15 protein-coding genes are annotated in these 18,911 nt (G+C 66.5%); 2 read left to right on the forward strand and 13 right to left on the reverse strand.

Annotation, left to right across the window (positions count from 1 at the left end; all coding sequences use genetic code 11):
• The first annotated feature begins 99 nt into the window (after positions 1 to 99).
• Complete coding sequence (locus tag B1A87_RS10040) at positions 100 to 1,104, forward strand: LacI family DNA-binding transcriptional regulator (RefSeq protein WP_078026805.1); 1,005 nt, start codon at positions 100 to 102, stop codon at positions 1,102 to 1,104.
• A gap of 161 nt (positions 1,105 to 1,265) precedes the next feature.
• On the opposite strand, the gene B1A87_RS10045 is transcribed toward B1A87_RS10040, so the two are convergent.
• Positions 1,266 to 3,053, reverse strand: a complete 1,788-nt coding sequence (locus B1A87_RS10045; protein ID WP_078026806.1) for a molybdopterin-dependent oxidoreductase — start codon at positions 3,051 to 3,053, stop codon at positions 1,266 to 1,268.
• 55 nt (positions 3,054 to 3,108) lie between these two features.
• On the opposite strand from B1A87_RS10045, the gene B1A87_RS10050 reads away from it, so the two are divergent.
• Positions 3,109 to 3,546, forward strand: a complete 438-nt coding sequence (locus B1A87_RS10050) for a DUF1003 domain-containing protein (RefSeq protein WP_078026807.1) — start codon at positions 3,109 to 3,111, stop codon at positions 3,544 to 3,546.
• Positions 3,547 to 3,668: 122 nt separating this feature from the next.
• Here B1A87_RS10050 and B1A87_RS10055 read toward each other — a convergent pair whose 3' ends face one another.
• The 12 genes from B1A87_RS10055 to B1A87_RS10110 form a co-directional block, all read right to left on the reverse strand.
• Positions 3,669 to 5,222, reverse strand: coding sequence for an ABC transporter ATP-binding protein (locus B1A87_RS10055; RefSeq protein WP_144275776.1), 1,554 nt, complete (start codon positions 5,220 to 5,222; stop codon positions 3,669 to 3,671).
• The gene (locus tag B1A87_RS10060; protein ID WP_078026809.1) at positions 5,219 to 5,977 is read right to left on the reverse strand and encodes an energy-coupling factor transporter transmembrane protein EcfT; all 759 of its coding nucleotides are present in this window, start codon (positions 5,975 to 5,977) and stop codon (positions 5,219 to 5,221) included. Before B1A87_RS10060 ends, B1A87_RS10055 begins: the two co-directional genes overlap by 4 nt.
• A gap of 2 nt (positions 5,978 to 5,979) precedes the next feature.
• Complete coding sequence (locus B1A87_RS10065) at positions 5,980 to 6,801, reverse strand: glycosyl transferase family 9 (protein WP_078026810.1); 822 nt, start codon at positions 6,799 to 6,801, stop codon at positions 5,980 to 5,982.
• Between the two features lie 124 nt (positions 6,802 to 6,925).
• Positions 6,926 to 7,975 carry a nucleoside hydrolase gene (locus tag B1A87_RS10070; RefSeq protein WP_078026811.1) on the reverse strand — a complete coding sequence of 350 codons (1,050 nt, stop codon included), beginning with the start codon at positions 7,973 to 7,975 and terminating at the stop codon, positions 6,926 to 6,928.
• Positions 7,975 to 8,952 (reverse strand): aldo/keto reductase, encoded by a 978-nt coding sequence (locus tag B1A87_RS10075; RefSeq protein ID WP_078026812.1) that lies wholly within the window; start codon positions 8,950 to 8,952, stop codon positions 7,975 to 7,977. The genes B1A87_RS10070 and B1A87_RS10075 overlap by 1 nt, the downstream gene beginning before the upstream one ends.
• Before the next feature lie 94 nt (positions 8,953 to 9,046).
• The gene (locus B1A87_RS10080) at positions 9,047 to 9,265 is read right to left on the reverse strand and encodes a hypothetical protein (protein ID WP_078026813.1); all 219 of its coding nucleotides are present in this window, start codon (positions 9,263 to 9,265) and stop codon (positions 9,047 to 9,049) included.
• Positions 9,266 to 9,298: 33 nt separating this feature from the next.
• Positions 9,299 to 9,859, reverse strand: coding sequence for a hypothetical protein (locus B1A87_RS10085; RefSeq protein ID WP_078026814.1), 561 nt, complete (start codon positions 9,857 to 9,859; stop codon positions 9,299 to 9,301).
• Positions 9,856 to 10,401, reverse strand: a complete 546-nt coding sequence (locus tag B1A87_RS10090; RefSeq protein WP_078026815.1) for a DUF402 domain-containing protein — start codon at positions 10,399 to 10,401, stop codon at positions 9,856 to 9,858. The genes B1A87_RS10085 and B1A87_RS10090 overlap by 4 nt, the downstream gene beginning before the upstream one ends.
• Complete coding sequence (gene dxs / locus B1A87_RS10095; protein ID WP_078026816.1) at positions 10,398 to 12,371, reverse strand: 1-deoxy-D-xylulose-5-phosphate synthase; 1,974 nt, start codon at positions 12,369 to 12,371, stop codon at positions 10,398 to 10,400. Before dxs ends, B1A87_RS10090 begins: the two co-directional genes overlap by 4 nt.
• A gap of 141 nt (positions 12,372 to 12,512) precedes the next feature.
• On the reverse strand, positions 12,513 to 15,323 hold the full coding sequence (gene acnA, locus B1A87_RS10100; protein ID WP_078026817.1) for an aconitate hydratase AcnA: 2,811 nt from the start codon (positions 15,321 to 15,323) through the stop codon (positions 12,513 to 12,515).
• Positions 15,324 to 15,475: 152 nt separating this feature from the next.
• Positions 15,476 to 16,849, reverse strand: coding sequence for a class I SAM-dependent RNA methyltransferase (locus B1A87_RS10105; RefSeq protein ID WP_078026818.1), 1,374 nt, complete (start codon positions 16,847 to 16,849; stop codon positions 15,476 to 15,478).
• Positions 16,846 to 18,822 (reverse strand): APC family permease, encoded by a 1,977-nt coding sequence (locus B1A87_RS10110; RefSeq protein ID WP_185982397.1) that lies wholly within the window; start codon positions 18,820 to 18,822, stop codon positions 16,846 to 16,848. Before B1A87_RS10110 ends, B1A87_RS10105 begins: the two co-directional genes overlap by 4 nt.
• Between the last annotated feature and the right edge of the window lie 89 nt (positions 18,823 to 18,911).

Below are 18,911 nucleotides of genomic sequence, written 5' to 3' on the forward strand. Positions count from 1 at the left end.
CTGGGCTTGGGCTTCTAGATCGTTCTAGTGACACCATGTTGGCATGGGATTCACTGCATGTCTAGATCGTTCTATAGACTGGAGCGGACGAGGAGGACCATGCCGGAACAGCAGCGCCGCCCAACCCTGATGGACGTGGCCCATGCGGCCGGCGTCTCACGGGCCCTGGTTTCCATTGTGATGCGCGGCGCGCCCGGCGCCGCGGAATCCACCCGGCAAAAGGTCCTCGAAGCGGCACGGGACCTCGGCTACCGGCCAGACAGCCGCGCCCGCCTGCTCCGCAGCAGCAGCACCAAACTCCTTGGCCTGAGTTTCTTCAGCGCGCACGCCTTTCACGCCGAGATTGTGGATGCCGCCTACGCCGCCGCCACGTCGCGGGGGTATGAACTGGCCCTGAGTGCGGTGGCCAACGGCCGTCCGGAGACCCGGGCCATCGAATCGCTGCTCGATTTCGGCTCCGCAGCGCTCATCATGATTTCGCCGACCCTCAGTCACCAGGAGCTGGCAGGATATGCCGGCCAGGTGCCCGTCGTCAGCCTCCTGCGCGACGACGTCGGCGATACCGTGGACTCCGTCAGCAGCGACGACCACGCCGGCATACGCATGGCGGTGGACCACCTGACCGGCCTTGGTCACCACAGTATTGTTCATGTCGACGGCGGCACGGCGGTTTCCGCCGACCAGCGCAGGGCGGCGTTCCGCGCCGAAATGGACCGTCACGGGCTGGCGGCCAGGATCCTCGCCGGCGGACCCACCGAGGAAGACGGGCTGAGGGCCGCCCGGTCCCTGCGCGCGGACCTCCCGTCAGCCATCATCACCTTCAATGACAGGTGCGCCCTGGGCGTGATCGAAAGCCTCCGGGCGGACGGGCTGAAAGTGCCTGACGACGTGTCCGTGCTGGGCTACGACGACAGCCAGTTCGCCCGGCTCAGCTACCTGCAGTTGTCGTCCGTCAGCCAGGACGCGCCGTTGCTCGCTGCCGCAGCCGTTGACCGCGCCGTTGACCGGATAGAGGGAACCCAAGCGCCCGCCCATGTCGTCCGAACCCCGCACCTGGTGGTCCGCAGGACCACGGCACCTCCCGGGCCCGCCGCGGGCCAGTAGAGCCCCCGCAGCGGCTGCGGCCTATGACGCAGCTGGCCGGGAATCGATTGCCTCGTTCTTGAGGGGCGATCTTCGGGTATCTGCCAGGCTGGCGGACACGGAACAATTTTCACTACCCGAAATAGAGTTTGAGAACCGCGAGCGCTCGAGGCGGAGGGCCGTCATATCGATTGGCGGTAGCCGAAGAATTCGTGGTCTTCGTTGTACCCTCCAAAGCCGCCGCCGAGGTGCTCGAAATTTTCCACAAATTCAATTCCTTTGATCCACTTGACCATTTTGAAACCCAGCTGGGTTTCGTTGCGGAGCCTCAGCGGGGCGCCGTGTCCAAAGGAAAGCGGCTTTCCGTTCATATCGTAGGCAAGCATGGTCAGTTCGTAACTCATCTGTTCGAGCGGGTGCGCGTCGTAGTAGATGCCTTTCTCGGGCCCGTCACCGAGGGAGTAGAACACCACCCATTTCGCCTCGGGCTTGGGCTGAACGAGATCGAGAATGGTTTGCATGGAGACCCCACCCCATTTGGCTATCCCCGACCATCCCTGAATACAGAAGTGTTGGGTGATCTGCTCACGGTAGGGCATGGCGCGCAGCTGCAACAGGTCCAGCTCAACGGGGTTGGCCACCAAGCCGTCGATTTTCAGCCGGTAATCGGCGAAGTTTCCCTCGAAGAGGGCCTTGTACTCGTCGGAGTCCGGGTACTGGCCGTTGTGCCAGAAGTAGGGGGATATGTCCTTCTCGCTGTATTGCCCGGGCCTGGAGTCAACGTGTTCGAACAAACGCTGCGCCGGTCCAGTCAATGCATACCCGACACGTTGGATCACACGCGGACGGCGGATGGTAAGGGGCGTCGCGGCAACCCAACCGGTGACAACCACCGCCATAGACAGGACGAAGATCCAAAAGCCTGTCCAGGAGTTGTCGGCGCGGCCGGCAAACATGTGGTTGAGATTGTTCAGGGCTCCGGTGGTGGAGACGAAGGTAACGTGGATGACGATGAAGAGCAGGAACCACACCAGCACCAGGAAGTGGACCGACCGGGCGGCCTGGATGCTGAGCACGGTGCTGATCCGCCGGAACCGGGTCGAAAGTGCCGGAGACATGCCGAGCCCGGTGATAAGGGCCAGGGGTGCGGCGATGAAGACGGTTATGCAATAGGAAAGCAGTTGCAGGCTGTTGTAGTTGGTCCACCCGCTCTCGGCCGGCCAGTCCATGGACAGGTACTGGATGGCCACCGACAGTGCATTGGGGAACACGTCCCAATGCACTGGCACCAGTCGCATCCATTGCCCTGTTGTGAACAAGAGTATGTAGAAGACAATGCCGTTCGCTAGCCAAAGCGTGTCGACTCCCAGATGCCACCACCGGGCGAGCCCGATCGAATGTCGAAGTCCAGGAATCCCGAACTGGCCGGGAAGACTGATGGAGTCTTTTTTCGCTGTCCACAACGGGTCAGCAGGAACGGGCTTTTGGGCTCGAAACCAGTCCCTGCCCGGAGTACTGTGACGGGTCCAGTACAGCCGGGGGTGGTCCGTGAAAATCTGAGCCCCTGAACGAATGATGAACATCATGAAGAACAGGTTCAGAAAATGCTGCCACCCCAGCCACGCAGGAAGCCCCAACGGCGCGTCCGAAGGGAGATCTGACATTCCCGGGAATTGGCGCATGAACGACTGGACGTCCGGCAGCTCACGCAGCCCTTTCGCTACCGCGACGGCAGCAATCAGGAGCACGAAGCCGAGCGGGAGCATCCACAGCAGATTGAACCATTTCTTCCCCACCCGCACCCGTGGGGCTATGCCGCGGTCCTGCGGGATCGTGCCCGCAAACGTGGCAGGATCGACGGCGTCGAGGCCTTCGACCAGTTCATCCCTATAGCTTTTCACCACCTCCGGGGTCACGGCCGACTGGGCAGGTGCCGGAAGGTCGGATTTTTCCGGCGAATCAGGGCTCATAGTGCAGGCTAACAGAACCTCAGCGCCGCCCCGTCCGATCCGGCTAAGGTAGAGAATGACCGACGAACCGAACACCTGGCACGAAAGACACAAGGCTTCCCTCACCCGCGGGCAGCGGGCGGCGGACCTTATGCGCAACGGGATGGGCAGCTGGCCGTTCGTGGGAGGCTTCATCGGCTTTATGCTGGTCTGGGCGGCCGTAAACACGTGGGCACTGGCATCCCGCGCCTGGGATCCATACCCCTACATCCTTCTCAACCTCTTTCTGTCCATGCTGGCAGGTCTGCAGGGGGCAATTCTGCTCATCGCAGCCAAACGCCAGGACGCAATCGCCGGAGTCATGGCCCAGCATGACTACGCCACGAACCTCAAATCCAAGGAAGAGATCGAACGTCTGATGGACGTCAACCGGCAACAGCTGGAGATCCTCCGCGAACTGCAGCAACTCGCAGGACACGGACACCATGACGTGGGCGCAACCACCGGGGCCTGAAACGCGGCCGGCGCGCTTGTACTCCTCACGAATAACCCGACCGGACGCCAACAGCACCCTATCCGATTCCCCTTGGGACACGGTGAACATTGGCAGGCTTCTCGGCACACGAGGACGCGCAGCTACGGGCCTGCGAGGACACCGTTCCGCAGCTCCACCAGCCGGTGCGAGTGTGCCCGGGCGAAGGCGATGTCATGCGTCACAAGGACGACGGCGGCGCCGCGGCCGGCCGCCGCTGCCATGGCGCCGGACAGTCGCCGGGCGTCCAGTGCGACCGTAGGTTCGTCCAGGGCCAGCACGTCAGGCTCGCGCGCCAGGACGGTGGCCAGTGCCAGCATCCGCTGGCCCGAGCCGGATAGCTCGTGCGGATGGGCGCTGCCGGCAGCGCCCAGTCCCGCCGACGCCAACGCGTCACCGGCGCGGGCGGCGGCCTCGTCACCGAACATGCGGTCCAGGCCGAACATCACCTCGCGGAGGACGGTCCGTTCGAACAGCTGGTCGTGGGGGTGCTGGAACAGCAGCCCGAGCCGCTGGGCGACGATGCCCGTCGGGACCCCGGCAATGCCCTCGCCGCCAATGCGGACCTCCCCGTGGAGCGGCCTGAGCTGCCCGTTGAGCATCCGCAGCAGCGTCGACTTCCCCGCACCGTTCGGCCCCGTCACGGCCACGATTTCCCCGGGCCACACGGCCAGGTCCACGTTCTCGAGCAGGAGCGGCCGGCCGGAGTTTTTCGCGCCGAACCCGAACGATACGCCGTCCAGTTCCACCGCCGGCACATCGGCGGGTGCCGGGCGCGTCCCGGGCCGGGACGGGGCTGACAGCTGCGCCTGAACCAAGCCCGGCCCCTGATCCGGGTACTGTCCTGACCGCTCGCTAACGACTACTCCGGATCTGGCCGGCTCCTCGCCGGCAAGGAGCCGGTCCGGCGGTCCGGCCGCCGTCGCGATCCCGTCCTCCAGCACGAGCCAGTGTTCGGCCGAGCGCGTCAGCGGGTCCGCGCTCTGGCTCAGGACCACGACAGCGGTCCCCCGGGCCAGTTCCGCGGTCACCAGCTCCGTGACGGTCCGGGTTCCGTCCGCGTCCAGGGACGCCAGCGGCTCATCGAGGATCAGGACGGCGGGGTCAGCCACAATGGCGCAGCCCACGGCCAGGCGCCGCAGTTCTCCCCCGGACAGCGTCGCGGGGTCGCGCTTGAGGAGGCCGGCGAGGCCGGTCCGGCGGGTTGCCTCGGCGACGATCCGGACCATCTCGGCGCGCTCGGTCCCGCGGTTTTCCAGTCCGAAGGCAAGTTCCTCTTCCACGGTGGCCCGGACCGCAGACAGCATGGCGGCCGGGTCCTGCGGCACGTATCCCACATGCTCGGCCCAGGCGGCGGGATCGAGCTGCGGGTCACTGTCCGCTCCGGAAAAGACCAGCGGCCGCCAGGCCTCCTGATCTCCCCCGGGTTCCAGCTGCAGCCGCCCCTTCAGCGTCCCGTCACGGCCGCCGGCCAGCCAGCCCCCGAGCAGCCTCCCCAGGGTGGATTTTCCGCTGCCGGAACCGCCCAGCACCGCCGTCAGCGAGCCCGGGGCCGCCACCATGTCCACTCCCTGCAGAGCGGGACGGGAGTCGCCGTGGAACGTGAAGGATTCTATGACCGCCCGGAGGGTGACCGCGGCTGGTCCGTGCCCGTTCATGCCTGGCCGCCCCCAGACAGGGATGCTGCAATGCGCACTGCCACTGCAGCCGCGGCCAGCAGGGCAGCGAGAATACGGAAGCCCCGCTGGGCCGGCGAATCATGGACCTGCGTGTAGGAGGTCCGGGGGCCGGGGCGCCGAAACCCCCGCGCATCGAGAGCCTGGGCCCGGATGCCGGCGTCGTGGACGAGCCCCAGCACCAGCGGAACCATCTGCAGCCGCGCCGCCCCGAGGCGGCTTCCGAGGCCCTTCTCCACCACCAGGCCCCGCGATTCCTGCGCCTGGCGGACCTTCTCGAGCCGCGCGGCAATGATGGGGGCGAGCATCAGCGTGGACGCCAGCACGTAGCCGAACTGCGGCGGAAGGCGGAGTGCGGCCAGGGAGGAGACCAGTTCCGGCACCCGGACACTGAACGAAAACAGCAGCAGGACCACGACGAATGCAGCGGTGCGCAGCCCCATGTCCACAGCGAATCCCAGTCCTTCCGTGGTGATCCGCGCAGGTCCCCAACTAGCGAGCACGGTGCGGCCCTCGGGGAAGAACAGTCCGTGCATCACCAGCAGCGACAGCCAGAACGGCGCCAGGATGACCCCGGCGGCGAGGAGGACGCGGCGCGCGGTGCCGGTGACGGCGGCCAGCAGCACCGCACTTGCCGCGAAGGTGAGGGAAACCGCCCAGCTGGACGCCGCCGTCGTGATCACCAGGACGGCCGCGGCCGCCGTCAGGGTGGTGAGCGGGTTGAGGCGGGACGCCACGGTCAGGCGTTCGGCTTGGCCGGCTCCTTGCCTGCGAGGACGTTGTGGCGGCGGACGAACGGGAACTGGAACGTGGTGCGGCGAGGCAGTGCGTAGACCAGCAACGCCGCGATGGCGAAGACGATGGCCTTGTCCATGGGGTCCGAGATCAGGGCCTGCTTGGTGATGGCGGCCAGCAGCGTGTCACCCATCGCCCGGAACGCACTGACGATCGCGCCGGTCCCGGCTCCGGAGGTTCCACCGAACACGAAGGCAGCGATGGGAGCCGAGACGACGCCGGCGACAATCCCGGTGACGAATCCGGCAACAGGGGCGAGGTAGAAGCGCCGGAACAGCCCGTAGCGGGCAGCGGTGCCCGCGAGGAAGCCGATGAGCGCCGCGCCTGCCGCGAAGGGCAGGACGGTGGGGTTGATGAAGGACCACACGATGCTGCTCAGCGCGCCGGTGGCGGCACCCGCCGCGGGGCCCGCAAGGACGGCGATCAGCACGGTGCCGATGGCATCGAGGTAGAAGGGCAGGCCGCTGCTGCCCATGAGCTGCCCGAGCACGATGTTCAGGACCAGCGCGACGGGCATCAGCACCACCGTGGAGGTGGGGAGGGTGGGAAGCACGCCCACGATCAGCAGGACCGCGCCGAGCAGGAACCCGCCGAGCGCGACGAGGGCGGAGACGCTGCCGAGCCCGCCGGCGATGTCGGCCGGCTGGGTGAGCACCAGGTAGATGAACGTGGCTGCGATCGCGGCGGCACCAAGGATTTCCAACAGCCGGCGGTTCCGGCCCGCCTGCTGGCCGGGGGTGGGGAGGGTGAGGGACGGCTGTGACATGGTGGTTCCTTAGGCTGATGACGGCGGGGTCCGCACCCGTGGCGGGATGCTCCGCGTACGCAAAAGTGGGGCGCCTATGTCACCTTGGCGCGGCTACCATCCTACCGACTGCCGGAGGTGCCTGCTACGGGGAATCCTGGCTGCTGCGGACCGGCAGCGTGCGTGCCAGCGCGCCCACGGACGAGATCAGCTCATCGAAGCACTGCCCGGGATCGTTGGAGATGACGATCCGCGCGTTGGCCGGTTCTTTCCAGATGCCGCGGAAGTCGGCCACCGTGGTGCCGATGAGCCGGGGCGACCCGGTTTCCACGTGGACGGTGGCGGGCCGCGTCCCGTACGGCGTGCGGCCGATTGCGACGGCGGCAGCGAAGGCGTCGTGCATGTGCGCAACGAATCCCTGGTCGTACAGCCGGTGGAATTCCATGTAGAAGCGGATGGCGTCGGACAGGCAGGCCACGAGCGGATTCCCGGACACGCTGCGCTGCCCCTCGGGCTGCTCCGGCAGCACGAGCTCCGGTTCGTCCGCGCCTGCGGCCTCGGCCAGGCGCTGCAGGTGCTCCGGGCGCATCTCGATCCGCTCGGTGGTTTCCAGGGCGCACACCACCGGCAGGCCGTCCTCCGGGAGGCCGCTGTAGGCCGCGAAGACCTCCTGCGCCGCATGCGGGTCCACGGACACGTTCCATTCCGCCGTGGGCGTGGTGTTGCCCTGGTAGTTGAAGCACCCGCCCATGATGACCAGGCCCTTCAGCAACCTGGGAAGCTCAGGCTCACGGCGCAGGGCCAGCGCGAAGTTGGTCAGCGGGCCGGTGATCAGCCCGGTGATTTCTCCCGGGTGTTCCCGGACCGTCTCCACCCACACGTCCACGGCGTGCCGCGGTGATATCTCCTGTGCCGGCTTCGGCAGCTCCGCGTAGCCGATCCCCTGCGGGCCGTGGGTCTCCTCGGTGGTCACCAGGGGGATGTCCAGCGGCACCTCGGCGCCGAGTGCCACTTCCACGCCGGTGCGGCCGCAGAGTTCCAGAAGTGCCAGGTTGTTCAGGGCCACCTGCCTGGCACCCACGTTGCCGGCCGTGCACGTGATGGCCCGGATGGCGATCTCGGGCCGGGAGAGCAAGTAGACCAGTGCAAGGGCGTCGTCAATCCCGGTGTCGACGTCCATCAGGACGGACTGCATCAGAACAGGGCCACCTTGGGTGTCTGCGGGAAGATGGCATCCAGTTCGTCCAATTCGGCCGCGTCCGGCACCCAGGCCACGGCCTCCGCATTCTGGCGGACCTGCTCGGGCCGCGTGGCGCCGGCTATGACGCTGCCGACGGACGGCTGGGCGGCCAGCCAGGAGAAAGCCACCTGCACTTCGGTGAGGTCCCGGGCAGCCGCGAACGCACTGAACTGCTCCAGCTGCTGCCAGTCCGCATCCCGTACCAGGCTGGTGCGGGTGTGGCTGAGCCGCGAGCCGGCGGGGGCCTGGTCCGGCGCGTACTTTCCGGTCAGGAGCCCATTGGCCAGCGGGAAGTACGGCAGGAGGCCGATCCCGTAGGCCTCGGCCGCGGGGGTGACCTCCAGTTCGGCACGCCGGTCCAGCAGGTTGTAGTGGTTCTGTGACGAGATGAAGCGCGAGCCGCCGCGGGCACGGGCCACGAATTCGGCCTCGGCGATCTGCCAGCCGGCCCGGTTCGAGTGGCCGATGTACCGCACCTTGCCGCTCGTCACCAGCTCGTCGAGGGCGTCGAGGGTCTCGTCGATGGGGGTCAGCGGGTCCGGGGTGTGGAACTGGTAGAGGTCGATCCAGTCTGTACCGAGCCGGCGCAGGGAGGCCTCCGCGGCGCGGATGATGTAGCGCCGCGAGCCGCGGGCCCCGAAGTCCTTGCCGTTGCCACCCTGCATGTCCATGCCGAACTTGGTGGCCACGATGGCTTCCTCGCGCCTGCTGCCGAGCGCCTTGCCGAGCATGGTCTCGCTGAGTCCCGGCTCGCGGCCGTAGGTATCGGCGACGTCGAACAGCGTCACGCCGGCGTCAAGGGCGGCATGAACGACGGCGTCTGTCCCCTCCTGCGATTCCGTCACCGTATTGGCCCGGCCCAGGTTGTTGCAGCCGAGCCCGACCACGGAGACAGTCAATCCGGATTTTCCAAGACGGCGATATTCAGTCATGGAAACACCCTATAACGGCACGGACGGCCGCCCGTTGGCCGGCGTAAGCTTGCGGCCGCCCTGGCGCCCGCACAGCCCCGTCAGCCCGCGCAGCTCAGGCGGATTGGAATTCCAGTCCGTGCTCGTCGAGGGCGTCCTGAAGCTGCGCCAGGGTCTTGGCGCACATGCCCGGGAGTGCCGCAACCTGGCGCTGCCCCAGCTGCGCCACCTGCTCAAGCGTCTCCACCCCGGAGTGGGCGAGAAGCCGGCGCGCAGGCGAGGCGATGCCCCGCGGAAGCGGTGTCCGGCCTGGTTGGACTGACTTCGGTGTCATGACGTCCTGCCTTCCTTGTGCGTGGAACTACTCTTAGAGGCTGAAGCTGGCGGCCTGCTTGGGTGAGTGCTTAAGCTTCAACGCCGTCGGGTCGCTGAACGGAGCCGCGCCGATGCTCAGCTTGGTGAAATCCAGGTCCTCGCCGCGGATGCAGACCTTGATGGCGGCCACGGCCTTGTTCACATCCGGGCACAGGCAGAAGATATTGAGCTTGGAGTCGCTGAATTCCGAGCGGTCCACGACACCCAGGCCGCGCCACGCCAGGTGGCTGATCAGGGCGTCCTTGGCCTTTTCCTCAAGGTAGCGGTCCCGGCTGGTGCCTTCCTTGGTCTTCAGCGCGTACTGCGCGACCACCCAGAACTGCTCCTCCTCCGGAATCTCGGCGTAGCCGTCCTCGGCACACTGCACCGCGAAGGCGTCCATCAGCCTCTCGGCGGCCTCGGCATCCGGTACGTCCGTCTCCTCGGTCTTGCTCTGGTGCCCCACTACCCCGTGGTTCATGATGAACTGGCTGTAGTCCTCGTCGAACCAGGCTTCCCTAAACTGGAGGGCCCCTTCTTCATCGCGCTTGTAGACCCGGATAATTCCGCTCATGCCCGTCCTTTCCTAAACCATTCACGGTCTGTGCCGTCGAACGGTGGCTGTTGTGCCTTTACGGCCTGGTAGAGCTCGTCGGATGCCGACCTGATCCGGTCAACAAGCTGCACGGGGTAAGCCATCTCAATCCTGTGCTCTGCGAATTCGTCCTCGTCATCGACGAATACGCCGCGATCCGCCGAGCGGATCACGTCAAGGTCCATGTCAATCACGTGGAATTCCGCCACGCCGGGCCTGACGTTCTTCCATTCATGGGCTGTGGCGAGGTCGACGTAGACGCGGAAATCACCGGGATAGGCGTCGTCATAGAACGTGACCACGAATTCACCGGTCCGGGGAACCAGGAGCACCGCGTCTGACGCCGTGTAGAAGGCAGCGCCGGGACGGGCGCAGAATTCGTTGGTGCCCTGGAAAATCCACCAGCCGTGCGCGTCCTCGCCGAGGTACCGGCCGGGAACCACCCAGTGTGCCCGGCCGTCCCACTTGCGGTTGCGGGCCACCACCAGGTCGCCCTGCTTCAGTCCGTGCGGAATCCTCACAGGATTGGCAGGCTGCCGGTGCTGGGGCGTTCCTGGCCCGGCAGGGGACGGGCAAAAGGCACCTTCGTCCCGAGAACCTGCGCCACGACGTCGTGCGTGATCTTCTTGGCGGTGAGTCCCACCCGTTCCAGGACCTGGCCGCGGGTGCCGTGGTCAAGGAAGTCGACCGGGAGTCCGACCTCGTTCAGGGCTGTGTCCACGCCGGCGGCGCGCATCTCCTGGCGGATCCGCGATCCGACTCCGCCGGCGCGCACGCCGTCTTCGATGCAGATGACGAGGCGGTGGTGGGATGCGAGGGCCACGATGGACCGGCGCACGGGAAGGACCCACCGGGGATCCACCACCGTGGAGCTGATCCCCTGTGCGCCGAGCCGGTTGGAGACATCCAGGGCGAGTTCGGACATGGCGCCGACGCTCACGATCAGGACATCGTTTTCGCTGGATCCGGCGGGGCGGCGGGCCAGCACATCGACGCCGTCGCCCAGCCGTTCTATGGCTTCGACTTCCGCGCCGACACTGCCCTTGGAGAACCTGACCACGCTGGGGGCGTCCTTGATGGCGACCGCTTCCCGGAGCTCCTCGCGGAGGCGGGAGGCATCGCGGGGTGCGGCGAGGTGGAGTCCGGGAACGATCTGGACCATGGCCATGTCCCACATGCCGTGGTGGCTGGCGCCGTCCGGGCCGGTCACGCCGGCCCGGTCCAGGACGATCGTCACGCCCGCCTTGTGCAGGGCCACATCCATGAGCAGCTGGTCGAACGCCCGGTTGAGGAACGTGGCGTAGATGGCCACCACCGGGTGGAGTCCGCCGAAGGCCATGCCGGCCGCGGACGTGAGGGCATGCTGTTCGGCGATTCCGACGTCGATGACCCGCTCAGGGTGGCGCGCGGCGAACTTGTGCAGCCCTACGGGGATTAGCATGGCGCCGGTGATGCCGACGATGTCCGGGCGTTCGTCCGCGATATCGGCAATTTCATTGGCAAAGACGGAGGTCCAGGACTGGGCGCCCGAGCCTTCGGTGGGCTCGCCGGTCTCGGGATCGATGACGCCGACGGCGTGGAACTGGTCCGCCTCGTGGGCGCGGGCCGGGGCGTAGCCGTGGCCCTTCTCCGTGATGGCATGGACGATCACCGGCCCGGCGTACTGCTTGGCCTGCGCGAGGGCGTGCTCCATGGCGTGGAGGTTGTGCCCGTCCACGGGCCCGATGTACTTCATGCCCAGGTCCTCGAACATGCCCTGGGGTGCCCACCAGTCCTTGATGCCCTTTTTCATGGCGTGCAGGCTGCGGTAGGTCAGCTGGCCGAGCGGGCCGCCGTTCTGGAGCTTCTGCTTCCACCAGTCCAGGGTGCCCTCGTAGGCCGGGGCCGTGCGGAAGGAGTCGATGGTGGGGCGCAGCGAGGCCAGGTAGTCGGCGAAGCCGCCCACCGTGGGCGCATACGAGCGGCCGTTGTCGTTGACGACGATCACCACGCGGCGCTTCTTGTCCGCGGCGATGTTGTTGATGGCCTCCCAGGCCATGCCGCCGGTCAGGGCGCCGTCGCCCACCACCGCAATGACGTAACGGTCGCCGTCGCCGGTCAGCTGACGGGCCCGTGAAATGCCGTCCGCCCAGGACAGCGAGGAGGACGCGTGCGAGCTCTCCACGATGTCGTGTTCGGATTCGCCGCGCGCCGGATAGCCGGACATGCCGCCCTGCTGGCGCAGGGTGCCGAAGTCCTGCCGGCCGGTCAGGAGTTTGTGCACGTAGGACTGGTGCCCGGTGTCAAACACGATGCTGTCCCGGGGCGAGTCAAAGATGCGGTGCACGGCCATGGTGAGTTCCACGACGCCGAGATTGGGTCCGAGGTGTCCACCGGTCTGTGAGACGTTGCTGATCAGGAATTTCCGGATGTCGGTAGCCAGCTGTTCGAGCTGCGCTGCGGACAATTTGCTCAGGTCCTGCGGGTTCCGGATGGTCTCCAAGATTCCCAACGGCCCCTCCTTCGATGGTAGACGTGCCTTTTAACTCTAACGCCTCTGCCGTTGCCGCCGCGCCGGAACGCGAAAGCCCCGGCTGGTCTGTGACCGGCCGGGGCCTTCGCGTGCGTTACCGGTATTGGCCGGCGACTCCGCCTAGTTCGCGGAGATCTGGCGCAGAACGTACTGCAGGATGCCGCCGTTGCGGTAGTAGTCGGCTTCGCCCGGGGTATCGATGCGGAGCACGGCATCGAACGACTTGGCGGTGCCGTCTTCGGCGGTGGCCGTGACCTTGAGGGTCTTCGGCGTGGTGCCTTCGTTCAGGGCGGTGACGCCCTCAACAGCGAAGGTTTCCGTGCCCGTCAGCCCCAGGGTGGCAGCGGACTCGCCGGCCGGGAACTGCAGCGGAAGGACACCCATGCCGATCAGGTTCGAGCGGTGGATGCGCTCGTAGCTTTCGGCGATGACAGCCTTGACGCCCAGCAGCGCGGTGCCCTTGGCGGCCCAGTCGCGGGACGAGCCGGAACCGTACTCCTTGCCTGCCAGGACCACCAGCGGGGTGCCGGCTGCCTGGTAGTTCTGGGCGGCGTCGTAGACGTAAGCCTGCGGGCCGTCCGCCTGGGTGAAGTCGCGGGTGAAGCCGCCCTCCACGCCGTCAAGCAGCTGGTTCTTGATCCGGATGTTGGCGAACGTGCCGCGGATCATGACCTCGTGGTTGCCACGGCGCGAGCCGTAGGAGTTGAAGTCCTTGCGCTCCACGCCGTTGGCCAGCAGGTACTGGCCGGCCGGGGTGTCCGACTTGAACGAGCCGGCCGGGGAGATGTGGTCCGTGGTGACGGAATCGCCGAGCTTCAGCAGCACCCGGGCGCCGGAAATGTCCGTGACTGGCTCCGGCTGTGCCTTCATGCCTTCGAAGTAAGGGGGTTTCCGGACATACGTGGACTTCTCGTCCCAGGCGAAGGTGTCGCCGGCCGGGGTGTCGAGGGCCTTCCAGCGGTCGTCGCCGTCGAAGACGCCCTCGTAGCCGCGGGCGAACATTTCCTTGTCGATCGAGGAATCGATGACCTGCTGGACCTCGACCGGGTTCGGCCAGATGTCCTTCAGGAAGACATCGTTGCCGGCCTCGTCCTGGCCCAGGGCGTCGGTGTCGAAGTCGAAGTCCATGGAACCGGCCAGGGCGTAGGCGATGACCAGCGGCGGGGAGGCCAGGTAGTTCATCTTTACGTCCGGGTTGATCCGGCCTTCGAAGTTGCGGTTACCGGACAGAACGGCGGTGACGGAAAGGTCGTTGGCCTGGATGGCCTCGGAGATTTCGGCGTCCAGCGGTCCGGAGTTTCCGATGCAGGTGGCGCAGCCGTAGCCCACGATGTAGAAGCCGAGCTTCTCCAGGTACGGGGTGAGGCCGGACTTCTCGTAGTAGTCGGTGACGACCTTGGAGCCGGGAGCAACCGAGGTCTTGACCCACGGCTTGGAGGCCAGTCCCTTGTCCACGGCGTTGCGCGCCAGCAGGGCTGCGGCGAGCATCACGGACGGGTTGGACGTGTTGGTGCAGGACGTGATCGACGCGATGGATACCGCGCCGTGGTCCAGCTCGAACTCGCGGCCGTCTTCGGTGACAACGTGCACCGGGTTGGACGGGCGCCCTGCGGCGCCGTTGGCTGCGGACTCAACGCGTGCCGTTTCCGTGGTGTGGGAATCGGCGTGCGTGAAGGAGGGCGGATCCGAGGCCGGGAAGGACTCTTCCAGGGACTCGTCGACGCTGCCGTCTTCGATGCTCACGTAGTTGTGGATGTCCTTGCGGAACTGCTCCTTGGCATCCGTGAGCACGATGCGGTCCTGGGGACGCTTCGGGCCGGAGATGGAGGGAACAACCGTGGACAGGTCCAGCTCGAGGTACTCGGAGAACTTGATCTCGTGCGAAGGATCGTGCCAGAGGCCCTGTTCCTTCGCGTAGGCCTCGACGAGGGCGACGTTCTCCTCGGAGCGGCCGGTGAGGCGCAGGTACTCGATGGTGACGTCGTCGATCGGGAACATGGCGGCCGTGGAGCCGAACTCCGGGCTCATGTTGCCGATGGTGGCGCGGTTGGCCAGCGGCACTGCCGCCACACCCTCGCCGTAGAACTCCACGAACTTGCCCACAACACCGTGCTTGCGCAGCTGTTCGGTGATGGTCAGCACGACGTCGGTGGCCGTGGCGCCGGCCGGGATGGACCCGGTCAGCTTGAAGCCCACGACGCGCGGGATCAGCATGGACACGGGCTGGCCCAGCATTGCGGCCTCGGCTTCGATGCCGCCGACGCCCCAGCCGAGCACGCCCAGGCCGTTGACCATGGTGGTGTGCGAGTCGGTGCCGACGCAGGTGTCCGGGTAGGCCCGGACGACGCCGTCAATTTCGCGGGTCATGACGGTGCGGGCCAGGTATTCGATGTTCACCTGGTGCACGATGCCGGTTCCCGGCGGGACGACCTTGAAGTCATCAAACGCGGTCTGGCCCCAGCGCAGGAACTGGTAGCGCTCACCATTGCGCTGGTATTCGATCTCCATGTTGCGCTCCAGTGCGCCGGAGTTACCGAATGCGTCGATCTGCACCGAGTGGTCAATCACCATCTCGGCAGGTGCCAGCGGGTTCACCCTCTTCGGATCGCCGCCCAGCTCCTTGACCGCTTCACGCATGGTGGCCAGGTCAACAACGCAGGGCACGCCAGTGAAGTCCTGCATGATCACGCGCGCCGGCGTGAACTGGATTTCAGTGTCGGGCTCGGCATTGGGATCCCAACCGGCCAGTGCTCGGACGTGATCGGCCGTGATGTTCGCGCCGTCCTCGGTCCTCAACAGGTTTTCAAGCAATACCTTGAGGCTGAACGGAAGGTTTTCTGCACCTTCAACGGAGTTCAACCGGAAAATTTCGTATTCGGTACCGGCTACATTAAGTTTGCCTTTTGAACCGAAGCTGTCCACAATGCTCATCGCAGGACTCCTCTCGCAACAGTTTCATCTTTGTCGCGCGGTAGACCGCTTGCTAGTTAGGGGAACCTAATTAGTGCAGGCCCTGACAAATTGCATGGGTCAACCGTGATTACGGAGCGCGACGTGGGACTACTAGGCCCATAGTAGTGGTATCAGCCGCGGGGAGTCAGCAGTGCCACCGTCTCCAGGTGGTGGGTGTGCGGGTACAGGTCGAAGGCCCGAAGCGCCGACAGGGACCAGCCGCCCTGCTGGAAGTACCCGATGTCGCGGGCAAACGATGCCGGGTCGCAGGACACGTAGGCGATGGCACGGGGGCTTGAGGCCACCAACTGGTTGACCACTGCCTTGCCTGCTCCGGCGCGCGGCGGATCCAGCAGGAGGGCGTCAAAGCTGCGCGGCCGCTCGCGCAGCACGCGCTCCACGCGGCCCTGCACGATTTCGACCTGCGGTGCACCGTGCAGGTTTTTCCGCGCGTCCCGGCTCGTTCCGGGCGCGCCTTCCACCGACAGCACCGAACCTGTCTCGCCGACGGCGTCCGCGAGCGGTGCCGTGAACAGCCCGGCCCCGGCGTAGAGATCGGCTACCGCCGCGCCCGGCTCCAGGAACCCGCCGTCGTGCAGGAAGCCCGTCACGGCGCCCACCAGCGTCTCCGGGGCGTCGCGGTGGATCTGCCAGAAGCCGGCACCCGTGACCCTGTAGTCGTGCCCGGCGGCGGACTCCTGCACCCACGTGCGGCCGCGCAGCTGCAGCGTCTCGTCCTTGAGGGGATCGTAGCTCGCCACGGAAACGTCCGCGGGAAGCTGGGCGAGGATGGTGCTGAGCCGTTTGGCGCGGGTCCCGGGCGCCGGTGCCAGGAGCACCAGCGCCCGCGAGCCGTTGGCCGGCACCGCCACCTCCACGCGCTCGATGCCCTGCAGGTCGATCTCCCACAGGCGCAGGGCGTTGACGCCGTCAACGGCGAGTGGCATCTCCCGCACCGGAATGATGTGGTCCGAGCGGTGGGCGTGCATTCCCAGCTTTCCGGCGGCGGTCACCGCAAAACTCGCCCGCGTGCGCCACGCGAGGCCGTCACCGCCGTCGTTGGTTGCCGCGTCTGCGGCGCTGGCCGCGCCCACCGGCTCAACATCGGTGGACAGTTCGACGCCGGCCAGCCGCTTGAGCTGTTCGGTCAGTACCTCACCCTTCAGGCTGCGCTGGCGGGACAGGGAGACGTGGCCCAGTTCGGCACCGCCCACCGGCGGGTGCCCGTGGGCCCAGGAACTGGAGGAGTCGGCCACACGCCAGAAGTGCGGGACACGGTCGGGCGACGGTTCGAGGACGTCCACGACGTCGGCGCGCCAGAATTTGGCGGACTCTCCCGCGTCGGTGAGCCGGATCCGGGCGCGTTCCCCGGGGATGCCGTGACGGACGAACACCACCCGGCCTTCGTGGCGTGCCACGCAGTGGCCGCCGTGGGCCACGGGGCCGATGTCCACGACCAGTTCGGCGCCGATTGAATGGGTGGTCTGGGTGTCCGGCACGCTCATTGGATGTCCTGCAGTTTCTTTGCTTCTTCGGATGATTTGAGTTGCCACGGAACGCTGGCGACCATGACCCCGGGCTCAAAGTGGAGCCGGGTCTTGATCCGCAGCGCCGTCTGGTTGTGGACCAGTTGCTCCCACCACTTGCCCACCACGTATTCCGGGATGTACACCACGATGAGGTCGCGGGGAGAGTCCCGGCGCATGCTCTTGATGTAATCCATGATCGGGGTGATGGTCTCGCGGTAGGGGCTCGCGAGCACCGTCAGCGGCACCGGGATTTCGAGCTTGTCCCAGTCGGCCAGCGTATGCGCCGTTTCCTCGGCGTTGATGTCCACGGTGATCGCATCCAGCCGGGAAGGGCGGGAGGCGCGGGCGTAGGCGAGGGCCCGGAGGACGGGCTTCCGGACGTGGGACACGAGCAGCACGGCATGGACGCGGGTCGGGAGCGCGCGGGGCGAGGAGTCCTCGTCCACGGCCAGTTCCTTGGCCACGTTGTCGTAGTGGGCGCGGATGCTCCACATGATCAGGAACAGCACGAACATCGCCAGCAGGGCGATCCAGGCGCCCTGCTCGAACTTGGTGATGAGCACGATCACCAGCACCAGCGCCGTCATGCCGAAGCCGATCATGTTGATGGTGCGGGACTTGATCATGCGGCGGCGCAGCGCCTTGTCCTTGGCCAGCTTCAGCTCCCGGCCCCAGTGCCGGACCATGCCGATCTGGCTCATGGTGAACGAAATGAAGACGCCCACGATGTACAGCTGAATGAGCTTGGTGACGTCGGCGTTGAAGGCGAGGATGAGCACGAGCGCACCGGCGGCCAGGGCGAGGACGCCGTTGCTGAACGCCAGCCTGTCGCCGCGGGTGCGCAGCTGGCGGGGAAGGTAGCCGTCCTGGGCGAGGATGGATCCCAGGACCGGGAAGCCGTTGAAGGCCGTGTTGGAGGCAAACACGAGGATGACGCCGGTGGCGGCGACCACGATGTAGAAGGGGATGGAGCCGGCCCCGAAAATTGTCTGCGCAATCTGGCTGATGGCCGGGTTCTGGATGTAGTCCTCCGGCAGCGGCTTGCCGTTCAGCAGGAACTCTTTGGCCGGGTCCAGGACGATGTGAACCTTCGTGGCGTTGGCAAGGTAGATGATGCCGGCCAGCATGGCCGAACCGATGACACCTAGCAACAGCAGCGTGGTGGCCGCGTTTTTGCTCTTCGGCTTTTGGAAGTTGGGGACACCGTTGCTGATGGCTTCCACCCCGGTCAGGGCGGCGGCTCCGGAGGAAAATGCGCGGAGCAGCAGGAACGCCCCGGCCAGTCCGACGAGGCCCTGATCGAAACCCGGGTCCGGGACAATGGTGAACGCGGCCGACGGCGCCTCGCCAAGCTGGCCTGTTACCGCCTGGAACACGCCGACGGCGGTCATGCCCAGGATCGACGCCATGAAGATGTAGGTGGGCACGGCAAACACGCTGCCGGCCTCCTTGATGCCGCGCAGGTTGACGAGCGCCAGGATCACCACGCCGATGGTGGCGATGATGGCCTGCTGGCCGTGGAGCGACGGAACGGCGGTGGTGAGGTACGCGGCCGCCGACGACATCGACACGGCCACGGTGAGCACGTAGTCCACGAGCAGCGCGGAAGCCACGGTCAGGCCGGCGAACTTCCCCAGGTTCACGTTCGCGATCTCGTAGTCACCGCCACCGGAGGGGTAGGCGTGGACGTTCTGCCGGTAGGAGGCCACGACCGTCAGCAGGACCACCATGACGGCTAGGCCGACGAGCGGCGAGAACGCCACGGCGCTGACGCCTGCCAAGGCCAGCGTGAGCAGGATCTCGTCCGGAGCGTATGCCACGGACGACAAAGCGTCCGAGGCGAAAATGGGCAGCGCGATCCGCTTCGGCAACAGCGTGTGGGCCAGCCGGTCGTTCCGGAAGGGCCGCCCCACCAGCACCCGCTTCACGGCATTCAAAATTGTCAGCACCACACAAAGTTAGTCTGATTCGGACGCGATGTCATGGCAGGATTCCGGCGGTAGAGTCTTACGGAGCAGTCGGCGAGAAGTTGAGGAGA

The organism is Arthrobacter sp. KBS0703 (assembly GCF_002008315.2).
In the GTDB taxonomy this organism is placed as follows: domain Bacteria; phylum Actinomycetota; class Actinomycetes; order Actinomycetales; family Micrococcaceae; genus Arthrobacter.